This is a genomic window from Pseudaminobacter sp. Soil_N_29, from assembly GCF_057656055.1.
Genome location: NZ_JBDGLC010000001.1, coordinates 47,971 through 63,260, shown reverse-complemented (window position 1 = coordinate 63,260; position 15,290 = coordinate 47,971). Strand labels below are relative to the sequence as shown.

The 15,290-nt window shown below is 63.3% G+C and carries 13 protein-coding genes; 4 read left to right on the top strand and 9 right to left on the bottom strand.

Annotated features, from left to right (window positions below; translation table 11 throughout):
* Position 1 precedes the first annotated feature (1 nt).
* Together AC3A4H_RS00295 and AC3A4H_RS00290 are read left to right on the top strand one after the other, a co-directional pair.
* The gene (locus AC3A4H_RS00295) at positions 2-1,159 is read left to right on the top strand and encodes an acyl-CoA dehydrogenase family protein (RefSeq protein ID WP_487764910.1); all 1,158 of its coding nucleotides are present in this window, start codon (positions 2-4) and stop codon (positions 1,157-1,159) included.
* A 3-nt stretch (positions 1,160-1,162) separates the two neighbouring features.
* Positions 1,163-2,785: a benzoate-CoA ligase family protein gene (locus AC3A4H_RS00290; protein ID WP_487764909.1), complete on the top strand. Its 1,623-nt coding sequence runs from the start codon at positions 1,163-1,165 to the stop codon at positions 2,783-2,785.
* A gap of 106 nt (positions 2,786-2,891) precedes the next feature.
* On the opposite strand, the gene AC3A4H_RS00285 is transcribed toward AC3A4H_RS00290, so the two are convergent.
* From AC3A4H_RS00285 to AC3A4H_RS00260, 6 genes are all read right to left on the bottom strand, one after another.
* Complete coding sequence (locus tag AC3A4H_RS00285) at positions 2,892-3,713, bottom strand: Crp/Fnr family transcriptional regulator (RefSeq protein ID WP_487764908.1); 822 nt, start codon at positions 3,711-3,713, stop codon at positions 2,892-2,894.
* A 523-nt stretch (positions 3,714-4,236) separates the two neighbouring features.
* Positions 4,237-5,001, bottom strand: a complete 765-nt coding sequence (locus AC3A4H_RS00280) for an ABC transporter ATP-binding protein (RefSeq protein ID WP_487764907.1) — start codon at positions 4,999-5,001, stop codon at positions 4,237-4,239.
* Positions 4,998-5,771 (bottom strand): ABC transporter ATP-binding protein, encoded by a 774-nt coding sequence (locus AC3A4H_RS00275; protein ID WP_348778512.1) that lies wholly within the window; start codon positions 5,769-5,771, stop codon positions 4,998-5,000. Before AC3A4H_RS00275 ends, AC3A4H_RS00280 begins: the two co-directional genes overlap by 4 nt.
* Positions 5,772-5,783: 12 nt before the next feature.
* A complete protein-coding gene (locus AC3A4H_RS00270) occupies positions 5,784-6,926 on the bottom strand; it encodes a branched-chain amino acid ABC transporter permease (protein ID WP_348778513.1) in 1,143 nt (380 codons plus the stop codon).
* A gap of 5 nt (positions 6,927-6,931) precedes the next feature.
* Positions 6,932-7,960, bottom strand: coding sequence for a branched-chain amino acid ABC transporter permease (locus AC3A4H_RS00265; RefSeq protein WP_487764906.1), 1,029 nt, complete (start codon positions 7,958-7,960; stop codon positions 6,932-6,934).
* A 91-nt stretch (positions 7,961-8,051) separates the two neighbouring features.
* Positions 8,052-9,395, bottom strand: a complete 1,344-nt coding sequence (locus AC3A4H_RS00260; protein WP_348778515.1) for a substrate-binding protein — start codon at positions 9,393-9,395, stop codon at positions 8,052-8,054.
* 173 nt (positions 9,396-9,568) lie between these two features.
* Here AC3A4H_RS00260 and AC3A4H_RS00255 point away from each other — a divergent pair, with 173 nt between their 5' ends.
* Entirely contained in the window at positions 9,569-11,116 is a 1,548-nt protein-coding gene (locus AC3A4H_RS00255; protein ID WP_487764905.1) for a helix-turn-helix domain-containing protein, read from the top strand.
* A gap of 4 nt (positions 11,117-11,120) precedes the next feature.
* Here the strand turns inward: AC3A4H_RS00255 and AC3A4H_RS00250 are convergent, their stop codons facing one another.
* Genes AC3A4H_RS00250 through AC3A4H_RS00240 form a run of 3 tightly spaced genes read right to left on the bottom strand, consistent with a single transcriptional unit; the run spans position 11,121 to position 14,525 of the window.
* Entirely contained in the window at positions 11,121-13,853 is a 2,733-nt protein-coding gene (locus tag AC3A4H_RS00250; RefSeq protein WP_487764904.1) for an ATP-binding protein, read from the bottom strand.
* Positions 13,853-14,146, bottom strand: coding sequence for a hypothetical protein (locus AC3A4H_RS00245; protein WP_487764903.1), 294 nt, complete (start codon positions 14,144-14,146; stop codon positions 13,853-13,855). The genes AC3A4H_RS00250 and AC3A4H_RS00245 overlap by 1 nt, the downstream gene beginning before the upstream one ends.
* 1 nt (position 14,147) lies before the next feature.
* Positions 14,148-14,525: a response regulator transcription factor gene (locus AC3A4H_RS00240; protein WP_487764902.1), complete on the bottom strand. Its 378-nt coding sequence runs from the start codon at positions 14,523-14,525 to the stop codon at positions 14,148-14,150.
* A gap of 305 nt (positions 14,526-14,830) precedes the next feature.
* Here AC3A4H_RS00240 and AC3A4H_RS00235 point away from each other — a divergent pair, with 305 nt between their 5' ends.
* Entirely contained in the window at positions 14,831-15,280 is a 450-nt protein-coding gene (locus AC3A4H_RS00235) for a sugar dehydrogenase complex small subunit (protein ID WP_487764901.1), read from the top strand.
* Positions 15,281-15,290 lie beyond the last annotated feature (10 nt).

Sequence of the window (15,290 nt, the reverse complement as noted above, 5' to 3'; positions counted from 1 at the left end):
CATGGCGGACCGCAGCTTTCTCACCTGGCCCTTCTTCGAAGAGCGCCACCGCATCCTCGCCGACGCGCTCGACCGCTGGGCCGCCGCCAATCTGGCGAACATCGACCACAGCGACGTCGACGCCGCCTGCCGCGAGCTGGTGGCCAAGCTGGGCGAGGGCGGCTGGCTGGAATATTCGGCCGTCGATCCCGATGTGGCGGTCAGCACGCTCGACGTGCGCAGCCTTTGCATAATCCGCGAGACACTGGCGCGCCATGACGGCCTTGCCGACTTCTCCTTTGCCATGCAGGGCCTCGGCACCGGCGCGATCTCGCTGTTCGGAACCGTGGATCAGAAGCGCGAGTGGTTGAGCCGTACGCGGGCGGGCACCGCGCTTTCCGCTTTCGCGCTGAGCGAGCCGAAATCCGGCTCCGACGTCGCCAATCTCGACCTTGCCGCGCGCGAGGACGGCGACTTCTACGTTCTTGAAGGCGAGAAGACCTGGATTTCAAACGGCGGCATCGCCGACATGTACACGGTCTTTGCCCGCACCGGCGAAGCGCCGGGCGCCAAGGGCATTTCGGCCTTCATCGTGCCGGCCGACACGCCCGGCCTTTCCATCGCCGAGCGGCTTGAGGTGATCGCGCCGCATCCGTTGGCGCGGCTGTCGTTCCAGAATTGCCGCGTGCCGAAGTCGGCCATGCTCGGCAAGCCGGGCGAGGGCTTCAAGATCGCCATGTCGGTGCTCGACGTGTTCCGTTCCACGGTTGCCGCCGCCGCGCTCGGCTTTGCCCGCCGCGCGCTGGACGAGGCCGTCGCGCGCTCGACGTCGCGTGAACTTTTCGGCGCGCCGCTGTCGGACCTGCAAATGGTGCAAGGCCACATTGCCGACATGGCGCTCGACATCGATGCGTCGGCACTTCTGGTCTATCGCGCCGCCTGGCTTAAGGATTCCGGCGCCCCACGCGTCAGCCGCGAAGCTGCCATGGCAAAACTCTACGCCACCGATCGCGCCCAGAGCGTGATCGACAAGGCGGTTCAGATCCATGGCGGCGACGGCGTGCGCAAGGGCAGCGTCGTCGAAAGCCTCTATCGGGAGATCCGGGCGCTGCGCATCTATGAGGGCGCGTCCGACGTACAGAAAGTCATAATAGCCAGGCAGACGCTGGCGGGAGGATAATGAATGCTGGGGCCATCGGCGCACATCGACACATTTGCTCGTGACAACCTGCCGCCGGTGGAGGAGTGGCCCGACCTGCTGCTCGACGGCTTCGACTATCCCGAAACCCTCAATGCCGGCGTCGAGTTCACCGACGCCATGGTGGCCAAGGGGTTTGGCGACAACATCGCGCTGATCGGCAATGGCCGCCGCCGCACCTACAAGGAACTGACCGACTGGTCGAACCGCATCGCCCATGCGCTGGTCGACAATTATGGCGTCAAGCCGGGCAACCGGGTGCTGATCCGCTCGGCCAACAACCCCGCCATGGTCGCCTGCTGGCTCGCAGCCACCAAGGCCGGTGCCGTGGTGGTCAACACCATGCCGATGCTGCGCGCGGGCGAGCTCGCGAAGATCGTGGACAAGGCGGAGATCGAATTCGCGCTTTGCGACTCGCGCATCCTCGATGAACTCGTCGCCTGCGCCAAGACCTCGAAATTCCTCAAGAAGGTGATCGGCTTCGACGGCACCGCGAACCATGATGCCGAGCTCGACCGCATCGCGCTCGACAAGCCGGTGAAGTTCGACGCCGTGCCGACCAGCCGCGACGATGTCGCGCTTCTGGGCTTTACCTCCGGCACCACAGGCGAGCCCAAGGCGACGATGCATTTCCATCGCGATCTGCTCATCATCGCCGATGCGTATGGCAAGGAAGTGCTGGGCGTTCGCGCGGACGATATTTTTGTGGGCTCGCCGCCGCTCGCCTTCACCTTCGGGCTGGGCGGCCTCGCCATCTTTCCGCTGCGCTTTGGCGCTGCCGCGACGCTGCTGGAGCAGGCGACCCCGCCGAAGATGATCGAGATCATCGAGAACTACAAGGCGACTATCAGCTTCACCGCGCCTACGGCCTACCGCGTCATGCTCGCGGCCATGGACAAGGGCGCGGATCTCAGCTCGCTGCGCGTCGCGGTTTCGGCCGGCGAGACGCTGCCCGCGCCGATCTACAATGCCTGGATGGAGAAGACCGGCAAGCCGATGCTGGACGGCATCGGGTCCACCGAGATGCTGCATATCTTCATCACCAACCGCCTGGGCGATTCCGCTCCTGGCTCCACCGGCAAGCCTGTCGGCGGGTACGAGGCGAAGATCGTCGACGAGGACATGAACGAGAAGCCGCGCGGCGAGGTGGGGCGTCTTGCAGTGCGCGGGCCCACGGGCTGCCGCTATCTCGCCGACAAGCGGCAACGAACCTATGTACGCGGCGGCTGGAACCTCACCGGCGATGCCTTCTACCAGGACGAGGACGGCTATTTCCATTTCGCCGCCCGCTCCGACGACATGATCATCTCGGCCGGCTACAACATCGCCGGGCCGGAAGTGGAAGCGGCGTTGCTCAGCCACGCTTTCGTCTCCGAATGCGCTGTGATCGGTGCAGCCGACGAGGAGCGTGGCCAGATCGTGCAGGCACATGTGGTGCTCGCCAAGGACGTGCCGGCCGATGCAATGACGATCAAGACGCTGCAGGATCACGTCAAGCAGGTGATCGCGCCCTACAAATATCCGCGTTCGATCAAGTTCATCGAGGCTCTGCCGAAGACGGCCACGGGCAAGATACAGCGCTTTGTGTTGAAGCAGGCGCAGCAATAGCTGCCGCGTCGGGCGCATTCCCTTTTTCTCGCAGTGTCGCAAGGGCGTTGAGGGTGGAACGCGCGAGCGCGCTGCCCTCGCGTGCGCTCACCAGCTGGCCGCGTGGCTATCTGGTCGGAGTGATGTCCTGGTCGAGATAGGTCAGGTCGAATCCGGTCAGTTCGGCCAGTGACTCCCGGTTGAGGAAGGTCACCACGCCATCGCGGAACACGAGCAGGTTCGCTTCGCGCAATTGCCGCAGAACGCGGTTGAGGTGGATTGCGGTCAGGCCGAGTGAATCGGCAAGTACGGTCTGCGAGAGCGGGCAAGGGAAGCTGTCGGAGTTTCCGTGGCCGATAAGTCTCATCCGCATTGCCAGTTCGAGCAGGAAATGGGCGGTGCGGGATAGCGCGTCCCGCCTGCCGACATTGACAAGGTGCTCCACCACCATGGCGTTGTCGCGCGATGCCGCCCACAGCAGGGCGACCGCCAGACGCGGCGACTCGCGGAAGGCCTCCCAAATCCGATCGGTGTTCACCTTCCTGATCTCGATATCGGTCAGCGCCACGTAGCTCTGGTCCGAGGTCCTCAGCAACAAGCTGCGTAGACCGAGGAAATCGCCTGGGATCTGAATGTCGATGATCTGCCGCCCGCCGTCGTGAAGGCGCTTGTAGGAACAGGCCCATCCTTCGCGAACGACATAGGCGGCGTGATGGTGCTGCCCTTCATAGACAATATCGCGGCCGGCACCTATCAGGATGCGCTGCCCTTGCAGCCTTTCGAGTATTACTGAGTCTTCCGGCTTCAGCGGCATGAACGCTGCGATTTTCTTCGACAGCGCATCGATCTGAAGTGAGGTCGGTTTCATGGAATTCTCGCCCCTGACATTCCATTGAAAGCGAATGGATTTAAAAATCAGTGAATACTTCCAGATCAGTGGGACATACATCCGCGTTCATATTAGATGTTTGTAATAATATGCGTTACCATCGCGCGCGGATTGCGCGTCCAAGTATACATGCGGTTGTGTATAATATAATTCACAAAGCGGTGATTGGTTCCTGGCTTCCCACTGAAATTCGGACTTAGAGCATCCGTGGATCGTAGTATATTTCGCGTAAAGTCGAGCGTTATTATTTTAATCGCCTAGTTCATTTGGATGAGGCATATCGGTCGTTCGGGCAGTGCGACCGGTGCTGCGTTGTGAGGCATCGGCGCCAAGCAGGGCCCGCGCAAGGGAGCGACAGCGCAGGGCCTTGACCCTGGTCCGATCGGTCGAAAGTGGATGCGTAAAATTCAGTCGCGGACAAGCCGAGTGCTTCGGCAGATCCGCGATGGCCCGCGGAGAGCGCGCTTTCAGGTGAAGCGCGCCCGGAGAGAGTTCGTTACAGGCGATCTTTCGGTCGTGGCAGGGGTTGGCGCCCTCAGACGTCCCCCTGCGTATCCCCTGAAGGGGGCGGGTAGGCGAGCGCTTAGATGGCGAGATACTCGTTGCGCAGTTCGGGGCTGTCGAGCAACTCCTTCGCACTTCCTGAGAACACAAGCTCGCCGGTGTCGAGGATGACCGCGCGGTCCGCGAGCCGCAAGGCGGCGACCGCGTTCTGCTCCACGATGATCGTGGTGATGCCGCGCTTCTTGATGTCGTAGACGATGTTCTCGATTTCCTTGACGATCACAGGCGCCAGCCCCTCATAGGGCTCGTCCAGAAGCAGCAGCTTCACGTCGCGGGCCAGCGCGCGCGCTACCGCCAGCATCTGCTGCTCGCCGCCCGAAAGGGTGATGCCCTCCTGCGTGCGCCGCTCCGCCAGACGGGGGAAATGCGCGTAGATCTCGTCGAGGGACATGCCGTGGCCGGGCGCGATCTGCGCCAGCTTCAGGTTTTCCTCCACGCTCATGCCCGGAATGATGCGCCTGTCTTCCGGAACCAGCTGGATGCCGGCCCGTGACGCTTGGTAGGATTTCATCGCATGGATCGGCTGGCCTTCCAGCCAGATCTCACCGCTGCGCAATTCGGGCTGATCGAGCCGGGCGATGGCGCGCAGCGTCGAGGTCTTTCCGGCGCCGTTTCTGCCGAGAAGGGCCAGGATCTCGCCCTTGTGAACGTCCAGCGTGACGCCCTGGACGATATAGCTTTCGCCGTAATAGGCATGGATGTCGCGGATCGCGAAGAAGGCATTCCTCGGGTCGGACTCCGTCGCGGCCGAAATGGCTTCCCGCTTTGTCGCCAGGACGTTCATTCGAGGGCTCCTCCCAGATAGGCTTCCTGGACGCGCGGATCGTCCTTGATTTCACCGGGCAGGCCGGAGGCGATGATGCGCCCTTGCGCAAGCACCGAAATCTTGTCGGCCAGCGAGAAGACGACATGCATGTCGTGCTCGATGATGACCTTGGTCATGCCGCTCATCTTGATCTTGCGCAGAAGCTCGATCGTTGTGTTGGTATCGTGGCGGCTCATGCCGGCCGTCGGCTCGTCGAGCAGCAGCAGGCGCGGCTTCTGTATCAGGCACATTGCCAGTTCCAGTCGCCGCTTGTCGCCGCGCGACAGGGCTCCGGCATGTCCGTCGCGCCGTTCGTAGAGGCCGAGGTCGTGCAGCAGCGCCCCAGCCTGCTCGCGGATTTCGGCCTCGCTTTCCACCGAGCGGAACATGTTGATCTTGAAGGCGCCGTCGCGGCGGGCAAAGGCCGGGGCCATCACATTGTGCAGAACCGACAGATCGGCAAAGATTTCCGGCGTCTGAAAGACGCGTGAAATGCCGAGCTGGTTGATCTCATGCGGGGCCTTCCCGGTCAGAACGGTTCCGTCGAAGACGACGGCGCCGCTGGATGGCGGGATGCGCCCGATGATGACGTTGAGCAGCGTCGATTTCCCGGCGCCATTGGGGCCGATGATGGCGTGGGTCTTGCCCTCCTCGATCTGGAGGTCGATATCCGACAGCGCCTTGAGGCCGCCGAAGTGCTTGTGGACGTCCGCCGCATGCAGGACGATGTTTGCAGGTGTCTGGGTCATGGCTGCGCCGTCCTATTCCGCTGGCTGGGTGCGAAGCGCGTCGTCGGGTGCTGTCTTGCCGCGCTGAAACCGTCGCCGAAGGCGCTGGCTTCCCTCCACGAGGCCGCCGGGCAGGAACACCACGATCAGCACGAACATCAGGCCCAGCGTCAGGTGCCAGCCTTCGCCCACGAACTTGGACAGGATGGTCACCACCGCGTCCGAAAGCCCGTCCGGCAGGAAGGAGAACGCGTTCTTCAGCATGTTGACGTTGATGGCCGAGAAGATGTTCTCGAAATATTTGATCAGCCAGGCGCCCACGACAGGCCCGTAGAGCGTTCCCACACCGCCCAGGATGGTCATCAGCACCACATTGCCGGATTCGGTCCACTTCATGCGTTCGGCGCCGGCCAGCGGGTCGGTCACCGAAAGCAGCGCGCCGGCAAGCCCGGCGAACATGCCGGAGATGACAAAGGCGGCAAGCGTGTAGGGCTTGGTGTTGAAGCCGGTGTAGTTCATGCGGGTCTGGTTGGACTTGATCGCCCGCAGCGCCATGCCGAAGGGCGAGGCGAAGATCTTCTGCGAGACGTAGAAGGAGACGATCAGCAGCACCGCGCAGATATAGAAGCCGAGATAGCCGGAGATCGTGGTTCCGAGCAGGGTCGGCGTCGGCAAGCCGGAAGCCGCGGCCTGCGCGCCAAACAGCGCATCGAGGAAGCGTGGGTCGTCGCGCGCCAGCAGAAGGCCGGTCTCGCCATTGGTGATCGGCGTGAGGACCGAATAGGCCAGGCTGTAGCACATCTGCGCGAAAGCCAGGGTCAGGATCGAGAAGTAGATTCCCGAGCGGCGCAGGCTGAAATAACCGATCAGCAGGGCGAACAGGCCCGCCACCGTCACCGCCAGAACCATGGCCGGCAGCATGTCCATGGTCAGGAGCTTGAACGACCAGACGGTGGTGTAGGAGCCGACGCCCAGAAACGCGGCATGGCCGAAGCTGAGATAGCCGGTCAGGCCGAACAGTATGTTGAAGCCGATGGCGAAGATCGCGTAGATCGCGAATTTCTGCATCAGGCCCGGATAGGCCGCGCCGAGCGGTGAAAGCCACAAAGGCATCGTGAGGACGATGAGGCTGAAGATGGCCAGAGAGGCAGAGTCCTTGCGGGAAAGCGAGAACATGGGGGTTAGGTCTCCATGATACCGCGCCGGCCAATGAGGCCACGCGGGCGGACCAGCAGGATGACTACGGCCACGAGATAGATGATCACCTGGTCGATGCCCGGAATGAGCGACTTGACCTCGGTCATGGATGCAAAGGATTGCAGGATGCCGAGCAGGAAGCCGGCTGCGACCGCGCCGGGCAGGGAGCCCATGCCGCCGACAACCACGACCACGAAGCTGAGCACCAGGAAGTCCATGCCGAGATGATAGTTGGGCGGCAGCAGCGGCGTGTACATCACGCCGGCGACGCCCGCGACCACGGCGGCGAGGCCGAAGACGATGGTGAAGCGCCGGTCGATGTCGATGCCCATCAGGCCCACCGTTTCGCGGTCAGCCATTCCGGCGCGCACCACCATGCCGAAGGTGGTGAACTGGAGGAAGGCGAAGACGCCGCCGATCACCCCCAGTGAGAAGAAGAGATAGATGAGCCGCCACCACGGATAGGTCAACACATGCGGGTCGGCGCCGAACCAGGCGCCGATGTCGGCCGCGCCGCGCAGATCCGAAGGAATTGGCTGGGGAATGGGGTTGGCGCCGAAAAAGCTCTTCACGATTTCCTGAAGCACGATGGCCAGGCCGAAGGTGACGAGGATCTGCTCGGCATGGGTGCGCTTGTAGAAGTGCTGGATAAGCCCGCGCTCCATGGCGATGCCGATCACCAGCATCACAGGGACGGCCAGCAGGATCGAGATCGGCACTGAATAGTCGACCAGAAGCGCCCCGAAGTCACCGAACCAGTTCTGCACCAGCGGCGTGCGCACTTCCACCGGCGTCCCCCAGGGCGAGAGCTTCTCGGGATCGAGCGTCACGGTTTCCATCGTGATCAGGAAGCGGAACGTGACGGCGCAGAAGCAGCCGAGCATGAAAAGCGCGCCATGCGCGAAATTGACGACGCCAAGCGTCCCGAAAACCAGGGTTAGCCCAAGGGCGATCAGCGCATAGGCGCCACCCTTGTCCAGCCCATTGAGCAGTTGCGCGAAGAACGCGTTCATATTTTTCCCCGCACGGGGTTTGACCCCCGATCGTTATGACTGGAAAAAGCAGTCGACCCGGCGCCATTGGCAGCGCCGGGTCGGAAGGATGTCAGCACTGGTTGGGTTCGTAGGGGCCCAGCTCACCGCCGAAGATCGACGGATCGTAGGTGACGTCCTCGCGTGTGGCCTTGCCGATCACGTTCAGCACGTCGAAGCGGCTCGACGGGTTCTCGTTGCCGCGCACGACCAGCACTTCCTTGAAGCACTGGTGGTCGGTGTCGCGGTAGAGGGTCGGGCCGTTGCCCATGCCGTCGAACTCGAAGCCTTCCAGCGCCTTGATGACTTCCGGCGGATAGAAGGTTCCTGCCCGCTCGACTGCGTCGGCATAGAGGATCGCCTGCACATAGCCGGTATGGGCCGACTGCGACGGCGGAGCGCCATAGGCCTCGCCATAGGACTTGGTGAACGCCTTGGTACCTTCGTCGTCCAGCGACCACTGCCAGTTGGAGGTGCCGATGATGCCCTTCACGGCCTCGCCCGCGCCCACGGCCATCAGTTCGGAGAACATCGGCACGACGATCTCGAAGTTCTTGCCGTTGGCCTGGCGGTCACGCAGGCCGAACTGCACCGCCTGCGGCAGCGAGTTGACCATGTCGTGGCCATAGTGGTTGAGGATCAGCACGTCCGCGCCGGAGTTCATCACCGGCGTCAGGTATTGCGAATAATCGCCGAGCCCGAGCGGCGTGCGCACAGTGGCGACCGTCTCCCAGCCGAGCGCTTCGGTGGCGTTCTTGATCGATTCTTCCTGCGTCCAGCCCCAGGTGTAGTCGGCCGTCAGGTGATAGGCGCGGCGGTCGGTGCCGTATTCCTTGGCCAGGAACGGCGCGATGGCGACGCCCGACTGGAAGGCGTTGAAGAAGTGCCGAAAGCCGAAGCGGCGCTTGTCCTTGCCGGTGGTGTCGTTGGAGTGCGTCAGGCCGGACATGTAGATCACGCCCATTTCCTGACACAGGCTCTGCTGTGCGATCGCCTCGCCGGAGGTGACGGAGCCGGTGACCATGATGGCCTTGTCGCGCTCGATCATGCGGCGTGCGCCGTCGCGGGCGGCGTCGGTGTTGGTCTGGGTGTCGCCGGTAACATATTCGACCTTGCGGCCGAGCACGCCATTGCCCTTCAGCGCAATAGGCTTGAGCGTCTTGAGCATGCCGCCGTCGCCCTCGCCATTGATGTGCTTGACGGCCAATTCATAGCCCTTGAGCTGCTCCAGGCCTTCCTCGGCATAGGAGCCGGTCTGCGGCACGTTGAAGCCGAAAATGGCGCTGCCGCTGGCCGGGTTGTTGCAGAAGTCCTGCGCCCAGGCGCCCTTGCTGAACACATAAGGTGCGCCCAGAGCGGTCACCAGGCCTGCGCCTGCGCCCTTGAGCACGCTTCTCCTGTTGAAACGCGACGTCATGCTTCACTCCTCCTTGAATGCGGCGTGCGCCGCCGTTCTCCTCGGCCTGAAGAGTCAACGAAGTGGAAAATAGAGCAATAGCAAATTGATATTTATGGATTTTTTTGTAAACAATGATGTTTGTGTAAAGTCAGGTTTGTAAATGTCTTACACAGCGTTCAGGGGGAGGGCGCATGCGGGCACCCATTGGCATCAGAATACGGCGCAAACGATTGCAGCTCGGCCTGGCGCAGGCGACCCTCGCGCGCGCGGCCGGAATATCGCCGAGCTATCTCAACCTGATCGAGAACAACAAGCGTGTGATCGGGGGCAAGCTGCTGATGCGGATTGCCGAACGGCTGAGCCTGGATATGGACGAGCTGTCCGGCCTCAGCGAGCAACGCATGATCCAGGGGCTGGAAGAGCTGCTGGCCGACCCGGTCATGCGCGGCATAGAAATCGAGCGAAGCGAAGTCCGCGAACTGGTGGCGCGCTTTCCCGAGGCGGGAACCGCTCTTACCCGGCTCTACCGCGCCTATTCGGAAACCAGCGCCGGCATGGAAGCCTACGCCAACCGCCTCCGGTCCGACCCGCTGCTATCGCAGATGCTGCATCAGGTTCTCAACCGCATCGCCGCCATGCGCTCCAGTGCGGAGATACTTGATGGCGTGCCGGACCTTGCCGAGGCAGACCGTATCCGTTTTACCGGCATGATCAGTCACGAGGCGCACGACCTGACCGAAATCGTGCGCAATCTCGCCTCCTATTTCGATCAGTCCGCCTCTGGACAAAAAGCCGGATCGCCCCTGCGGGAGGTCGAAGAGGCGATCATCACGGCCAACAATCACTTTCCTGCGCTGGAAGATGCCGCCGAAAACCTGCGGCGGGAAGTGGAAGCGCATGGTGCCTTCGGCGAGGCGGCCCTTGCCGAAGCCTTGCAGCGCCGCTTCGGCATTTCGTGCCGCAAATGGCCTGAACGCGAGAGAATGTCCGAGCACTACAGGTTCGATCCGGAGGCGGCGGTGCTGTGGTTCCGCGCTTCGACGACCGCCGCCACCCGCCAGTTCCAGATGAGCCGCATCTACGCGCTGCATGCCGCGGGCGATGTGCTGGAGCGCCAGTCCGTCGCGATGGAGCTAACCTCCGACGAAGCGCGGCAGCTCATGCGCAGCGCGCTTTCCTCCTACATGGCCGGCGCCATTGTCATGCCCTATGCGGAATTCCTGCGCGATGCCGAGGAGCGGCATTACGACATCGAACTGCTAGGTCATCTCTACACGGCAAGTTTCGAGCAGGCGGCGCACCGGCTGGTGACGCTTCGGCGCAAGGGTGGCGAGGGCGTCCCCTTCGGCTTCTTGCGCGCGGATCGGGCAGGGCGCCTGACAAAGCGTTTCCCGCTGCCGGGGCTGACGCTGCCGGGGTCAGGGCATGGCTGCCTGCTTTGGCCGATCTATGACGCGTTCGGGGCCTCGGGCGTGGTCAGGCAGGTCTGCGAATTCACCAATGGCGGGCGTTACCTGCTTCTGGCCAAGGCGGTAACCAAGCGCGTTTCGGCCTATCAGGAACAGCCGCTGGTCTTCTCCGTCATGCTGGCGTGCGACATCCTGCATGCCGATCGCACCGTCTATGGCCATGGGCTCGACCTGTCGTACGAGCCGAAGCTGGTGGGGCCTTCCTGTCGCCTTTGCACCCGGCAGGATTGCGCGCATCGGCAGGAAACGGCCGCCATGGCCGCGACCTGAGGGCCTATTCGGCGACCGCGACCGCCTCGCGGCGCAGCGGAAGCGTGATACGGAAGCACGCACCGGGAAGCGGCCCTTGGACAAGTTCCAGCGAGCCATTCATCTTTTCCACGATCTTGTGACTGATGTTCAGCCCAAGCCCCAGCCCGCGTGTGGCGACGGAGGAGGGCTCCACCCGTCCGGCACGCACGAACTTGTCGAAGATGCTCCTGCGAAACTCTTCGGGTATTCCGGAGCCGTTGTCGGAGATTTCGACCACATAGCGGCCAGCCTTGATCCGGCTCTCGATTCGCACCCGCGGTGCGGGCGAGTCGTTGTGCGAAATCGCATTGGCGATGATGTTGATGAACACCTGGCTCAGCCGGTCGGCATCGGTGGAAACCGGGCCGCGCTCCGCCCTTGATCCATATTCCACCGACAATGCCCGCTGCCGGGCAAGCGCCTCGCAAACCGCCACGGCCCGGTCCAGCACCTGCTCGGCGTCGATGGGCACGTCTTCCCAATCACGCTCGCCATGTTCCAGCGCGCTGAGATCGAGAATCTCGTCCAGCAGCTTGGTCAGGCGCACGCTTTCGTTGTGGATCGTGGTCACGAAGCGCGTTCTCTGCCCCTGGGTCAGCTCGGCGTCGGTGAGCAGAATTTCCGAAAACGACCGAATGGAAGTCATCGGCGTGCGCACCTCGTGGCTCACCTGCGAAAGGAAGTCGTCCTTCTGCCGGTGAAGCTCGTGCAGAAGCGCGTTGGCCTCCTGCAATTGCTGCGCGGTCGAGCGCAGTTCCTGCGACGTCTGTTCCAGCTTGTGGGAATATTCGATGACCTGCTGGGTTTCGTCGGCGATCTGCATCACCTCCTCCAGCGTGATCATGTCGCCGGCGACCACCTTGCTGAGCAGGATATGCGCCGAGGCTGAGCCGATGGAACTGGCCAGCTCCCGTTCCAGCTTGGCGATGAATTCGGATGAAACGCCTAGCCGCGCCGCTGCCTCGCCGCGCGGAACGTCGGAAGTGTCGAACAGCTCCCTGGCCCGCTTCCACCCCAGCACGCGCTCGGCGACGAAGAACAGCTCGGTAGTGGTCACCGAGCCCCTGATGATGTGCGGCTGGGCGCCGGGGCTGCGCTTGAACACGTCCACGAACAGTGCCGCCTGGATGCGTTCCAGCGCGGTCTGGTTCGTTGCCAGCGACACGCAGACCAGCGTGGTGACGTTGAGGAACAGGCTCCAGAACACCGAGTGGACGAGCGGGTCGAGGCCGCTCATGCCGAACATCGCCTCCGGCCGCAGGAAGCCAATTCCCCACGGGCCTTCCGCCATCAGCGTCGCGACCGTGTCGCTGGTCGATTCGAAACTGGGCAGGAACACGGTCCACGCCCAGATTGCGAAGCCGATCAGCGTTGCGGCCAGCGCGCCCTGCACCGTGGCCGAGCGCCAGTAGAGCGCGGCAATCATCGCCGGCAGGAACTGCGCGACGCCGGCAAAGGAAATCAGCCCGATCGGCGCGAGCGCATCGGAATCGCCGGTCAGCCAGAAATAAAGGAAGCCCAGGAAGAGCATCACCCCGATGGAAATGCGGCGGCTGCGCAGCAGAAGGCGCGCAATGCCGCGCTCGCCCGAATCGGCCAGATTTCCAGAGCGGCGCAGGGCGATTGGCAGCACCACATGGTTGGAAACCATGATCGACAGCGCGATGGACGCCACGATGATCATGGAGGTGGCGCTCGAAAAGCCGCCGATGAAGGCGAAGAGCGCCAGCCCGTCGTGGCCCGTGGACATAGGCAGCGTAAGCACGAACATGTCCGGGTTGGAGCCGATGGGCATGGTGGCCAGGCCGTAGAGCGCGATCGGCATGGTGAACAGGCTCATCAGGAACAGATAGGCCGGAAACGCCCAGCCCGCCGTGCGCAAATGCTCCTCGTTGGAATTTTCCACCACGGTGATCTGGAACTGCCGCGGCAGGCAGATCGCGGCACTTGCCGAAAGCAGGAGCACCACAACCCAGCGGCTGCCGAACTCGCTGCGTTCGTGAATGTCCAGCCCTGCTTCGACCGCGCGCGCGTAGACTTCGGTCAGGCCGCCGCCGAGGCCGAACACCACGAAGACGCCGACGGCGATCAGCGCCACCAGCTTCACCGCCGCCTCGAAGGCGATGGCGGCGACCACGCCGTGATGCTGCTCGCGCGCGTCGACGTTGCGTGTGCCGAACAGGATGGTGAACAGGGCCATGCCGACCGCGACGCCGAGAGCGAGGGTGACATCGTCCAGCCCCGCCAGATGGTCTCCGCCGCCCTTGGCCACGGACACTGCCTGGATAGAGGTGGTGATCGCCTTGAGCTGCAGCGCGATATAGGGCGTGATGCTGACCACCGCGATCAGCGTCACCAGCACCGCAAGGCGGCTCGACTTGCCGAAGCGCGAGGACAGAAGGTCAGCCACCGAGGTGATGCGCTGCAAATGGCTGATGCGGATGAGCTTGCGCAGGATGAACCACCAGCCGACGAAAACGAGGGTCGGCCCCATATAGATGGCCAGGAATTCCAGCCCGCTGCGGGCCGCGGTGCCCACCGCGCCATAGAACGTCCAGCTGGTGCAGTAGACGGATATGGAGAGCGTGTAGACGAACGGCGAGCGCAGGAAGCCGGCGTTGCCCCGCTTTGCCCGTGCGTCCGAAACATAGGCAAGCACGAACAACAGGCCGACATAGGCCACGGCTGTCAGGATGACGAAATCCGGAGACAGCATCACTCGTCCTCCGGCGGCAGGCCCGGCCTGATCTCGTCTCCGGCGTCGCCCGGATGAGTTTTGCCGGTGCGCGCGGGGAGAAGGCGCGAGGTCATCACTGCGCCGACGATCAGAAGTATCCAGACGAGAAAGAGGTAAAGCACCTCCATCGGCACGCCGAACAGCAGCGTTCGCGTGGCGAAGAGATTGAGGAACGGAGGAAGCAGCAGCACCGCGCCGAAGAGCGGTATGGCGAGGGCCGTGTCCTCGCGCTTGCGGTCGTCATCCGCCCTCGGCGGGCGCTGGCTCGCCATGTCAGCCCTGCGCCGGGCTGCCCAGCAGCCGTCGCACTTCTTGGATCACGTCATTGTTGGCATAGGGCTTGGTGACGAAGCCGTCCGCCTTCAGTTCCGCGGCTATCTGGCGGTCATATTGCTGCCCGCGCGCGGTCAGGATCAGCACCGGAACGTGCTTGAGGAACGCGTCGGACCTTATCGCCTTGAGAACGTCCAGGCCGCTTTTCTTGGGCAGCATGATGTCCAGCAGCAGCATCCCGGGTCGCAGGCGCCGCACGGCCTCGATTGCGGCGTCTCCGTCGTGAACGGAATCGACCGACCAGCCGCATCGACCCAGGATGAAATTGAGAGATTCCAGAATAGCCGGCTCGTCCTCGGCAATCAGGATATCCACCATCCGCCTAACACCTCCCCCCCAGAGGAGCCGCATTTCGGCGCGGCTGCCAATTTCCCGGGGCCTCGCGCCACTGTCGCGGCTGCCGGCCCTTGGGATGCCTTGCCGCCATGCACGACGCCCCAATTCGCCGGTCGCATGGAAGCTGTTTATTGTTCTAGCGGCCCATTCCAGCCCAAATCATGCCCGCAGGCAAGTGACCCGGCCGGCCGAGGGGCTGCCGTTAAGTCGGGATAAACATTTTCTCTGCGATTTGTGTGCGCAATTGTCGGCCGTCGCCCCGGTCGGACATGCAACGGAGGAACCACATGACCGACAGGATGAGGCATCCCGCCGCACCCGGCCTGACGCGGCGCCGGATGTTGGCGCTCAGCGGCGCCAGCGCGCTTTCGCTGATGACCGGACTGCCGTCGATGGCGGCGGAAGGCGTCTCCGAAGACGATTTTGTCAAGCTTTCGGCGCGGCTGCTTCAGGCCGATGCGTCCTCCCTCGATGCTGCCATCGCCGCAAAATACCTCGCCGGTTTCGAACAGACCGGCAGGATGCAGGCGCTCTCGCTGCTCGCCGGCGGCGCGGACGACAAGGCGCTGGAGGAGGAAATCATCACCAACTGGTATTCGGGTGTGCACCGCACGGCAGAGGGCGAGGAGGTCGCAACCTATACGGACGCCCGCATCTGGGACGCGCTCGACTACACCAAGCCGCAGGGCTGGTGCGGCGGCGACACCGGCTACTGGTCCGAACCCCCGAGCGCGTGAGGATAGAGAA

Coding starts and splice junctions, on each gene's coding strand:
- AC3A4H_RS00295 (WP_487764910.1), top strand. CDS start 2: ATGGCGGACCGCAGCTTTCTCACCTGGCCCTTCTTCGAAGAGCGCCAC.
- AC3A4H_RS00290 (WP_487764909.1), top strand. CDS start 1,163: ATGCTGGGGCCATCGGCGCACATCGACACATTTGCTCGTGACAACCTG.
- AC3A4H_RS00285 (WP_487764908.1), bottom strand. CDS start 3,713: ATGTATGTCCCACTGATCTGGAAGTATTCACTGATTTTTAAATCCATT.
- AC3A4H_RS00280 (WP_487764907.1), bottom strand. CDS start 5,001: ATGAACGTCCTGGCGACAAAGCGGGAAGCCATTTCGGCCGCGACGGAG.
- AC3A4H_RS00275 (WP_348778512.1), bottom strand. CDS start 5,771: ATGACCCAGACACCTGCAAACATCGTCCTGCATGCGGCGGACGTCCAC.
- AC3A4H_RS00270 (WP_348778513.1), bottom strand. CDS start 6,926: ATGTTCTCGCTTTCCCGCAAGGACTCTGCCTCTCTGGCCATCTTCAGC.
- AC3A4H_RS00265 (WP_487764906.1), bottom strand. CDS start 7,960: ATGAACGCGTTCTTCGCGCAACTGCTCAATGGGCTGGACAAGGGTGGC.
- AC3A4H_RS00260 (WP_348778515.1), bottom strand. CDS start 9,395: ATGACGTCGCGTTTCAACAGGAGAAGCGTGCTCAAGGGCGCAGGCGCA.
- AC3A4H_RS00255 (WP_487764905.1), top strand. CDS start 9,569: ATGCGGGCACCCATTGGCATCAGAATACGGCGCAAACGATTGCAGCTC.
- AC3A4H_RS00250 (WP_487764904.1), bottom strand. CDS start 13,853: ATGCTGTCTCCGGATTTCGTCATCCTGACAGCCGTGGCCTATGTCGGC.
- AC3A4H_RS00245 (WP_487764903.1), bottom strand. CDS start 14,146: ATGGCGAGCCAGCGCCCGCCGAGGGCGGATGACGACCGCAAGCGCGAG.
- AC3A4H_RS00240 (WP_487764902.1), bottom strand. CDS start 14,525: ATGGTGGATATCCTGATTGCCGAGGACGAGCCGGCTATTCTGGAATCT.
- AC3A4H_RS00235 (WP_487764901.1), top strand. CDS start 14,831: ATGACCGACAGGATGAGGCATCCCGCCGCACCCGGCCTGACGCGGCGC.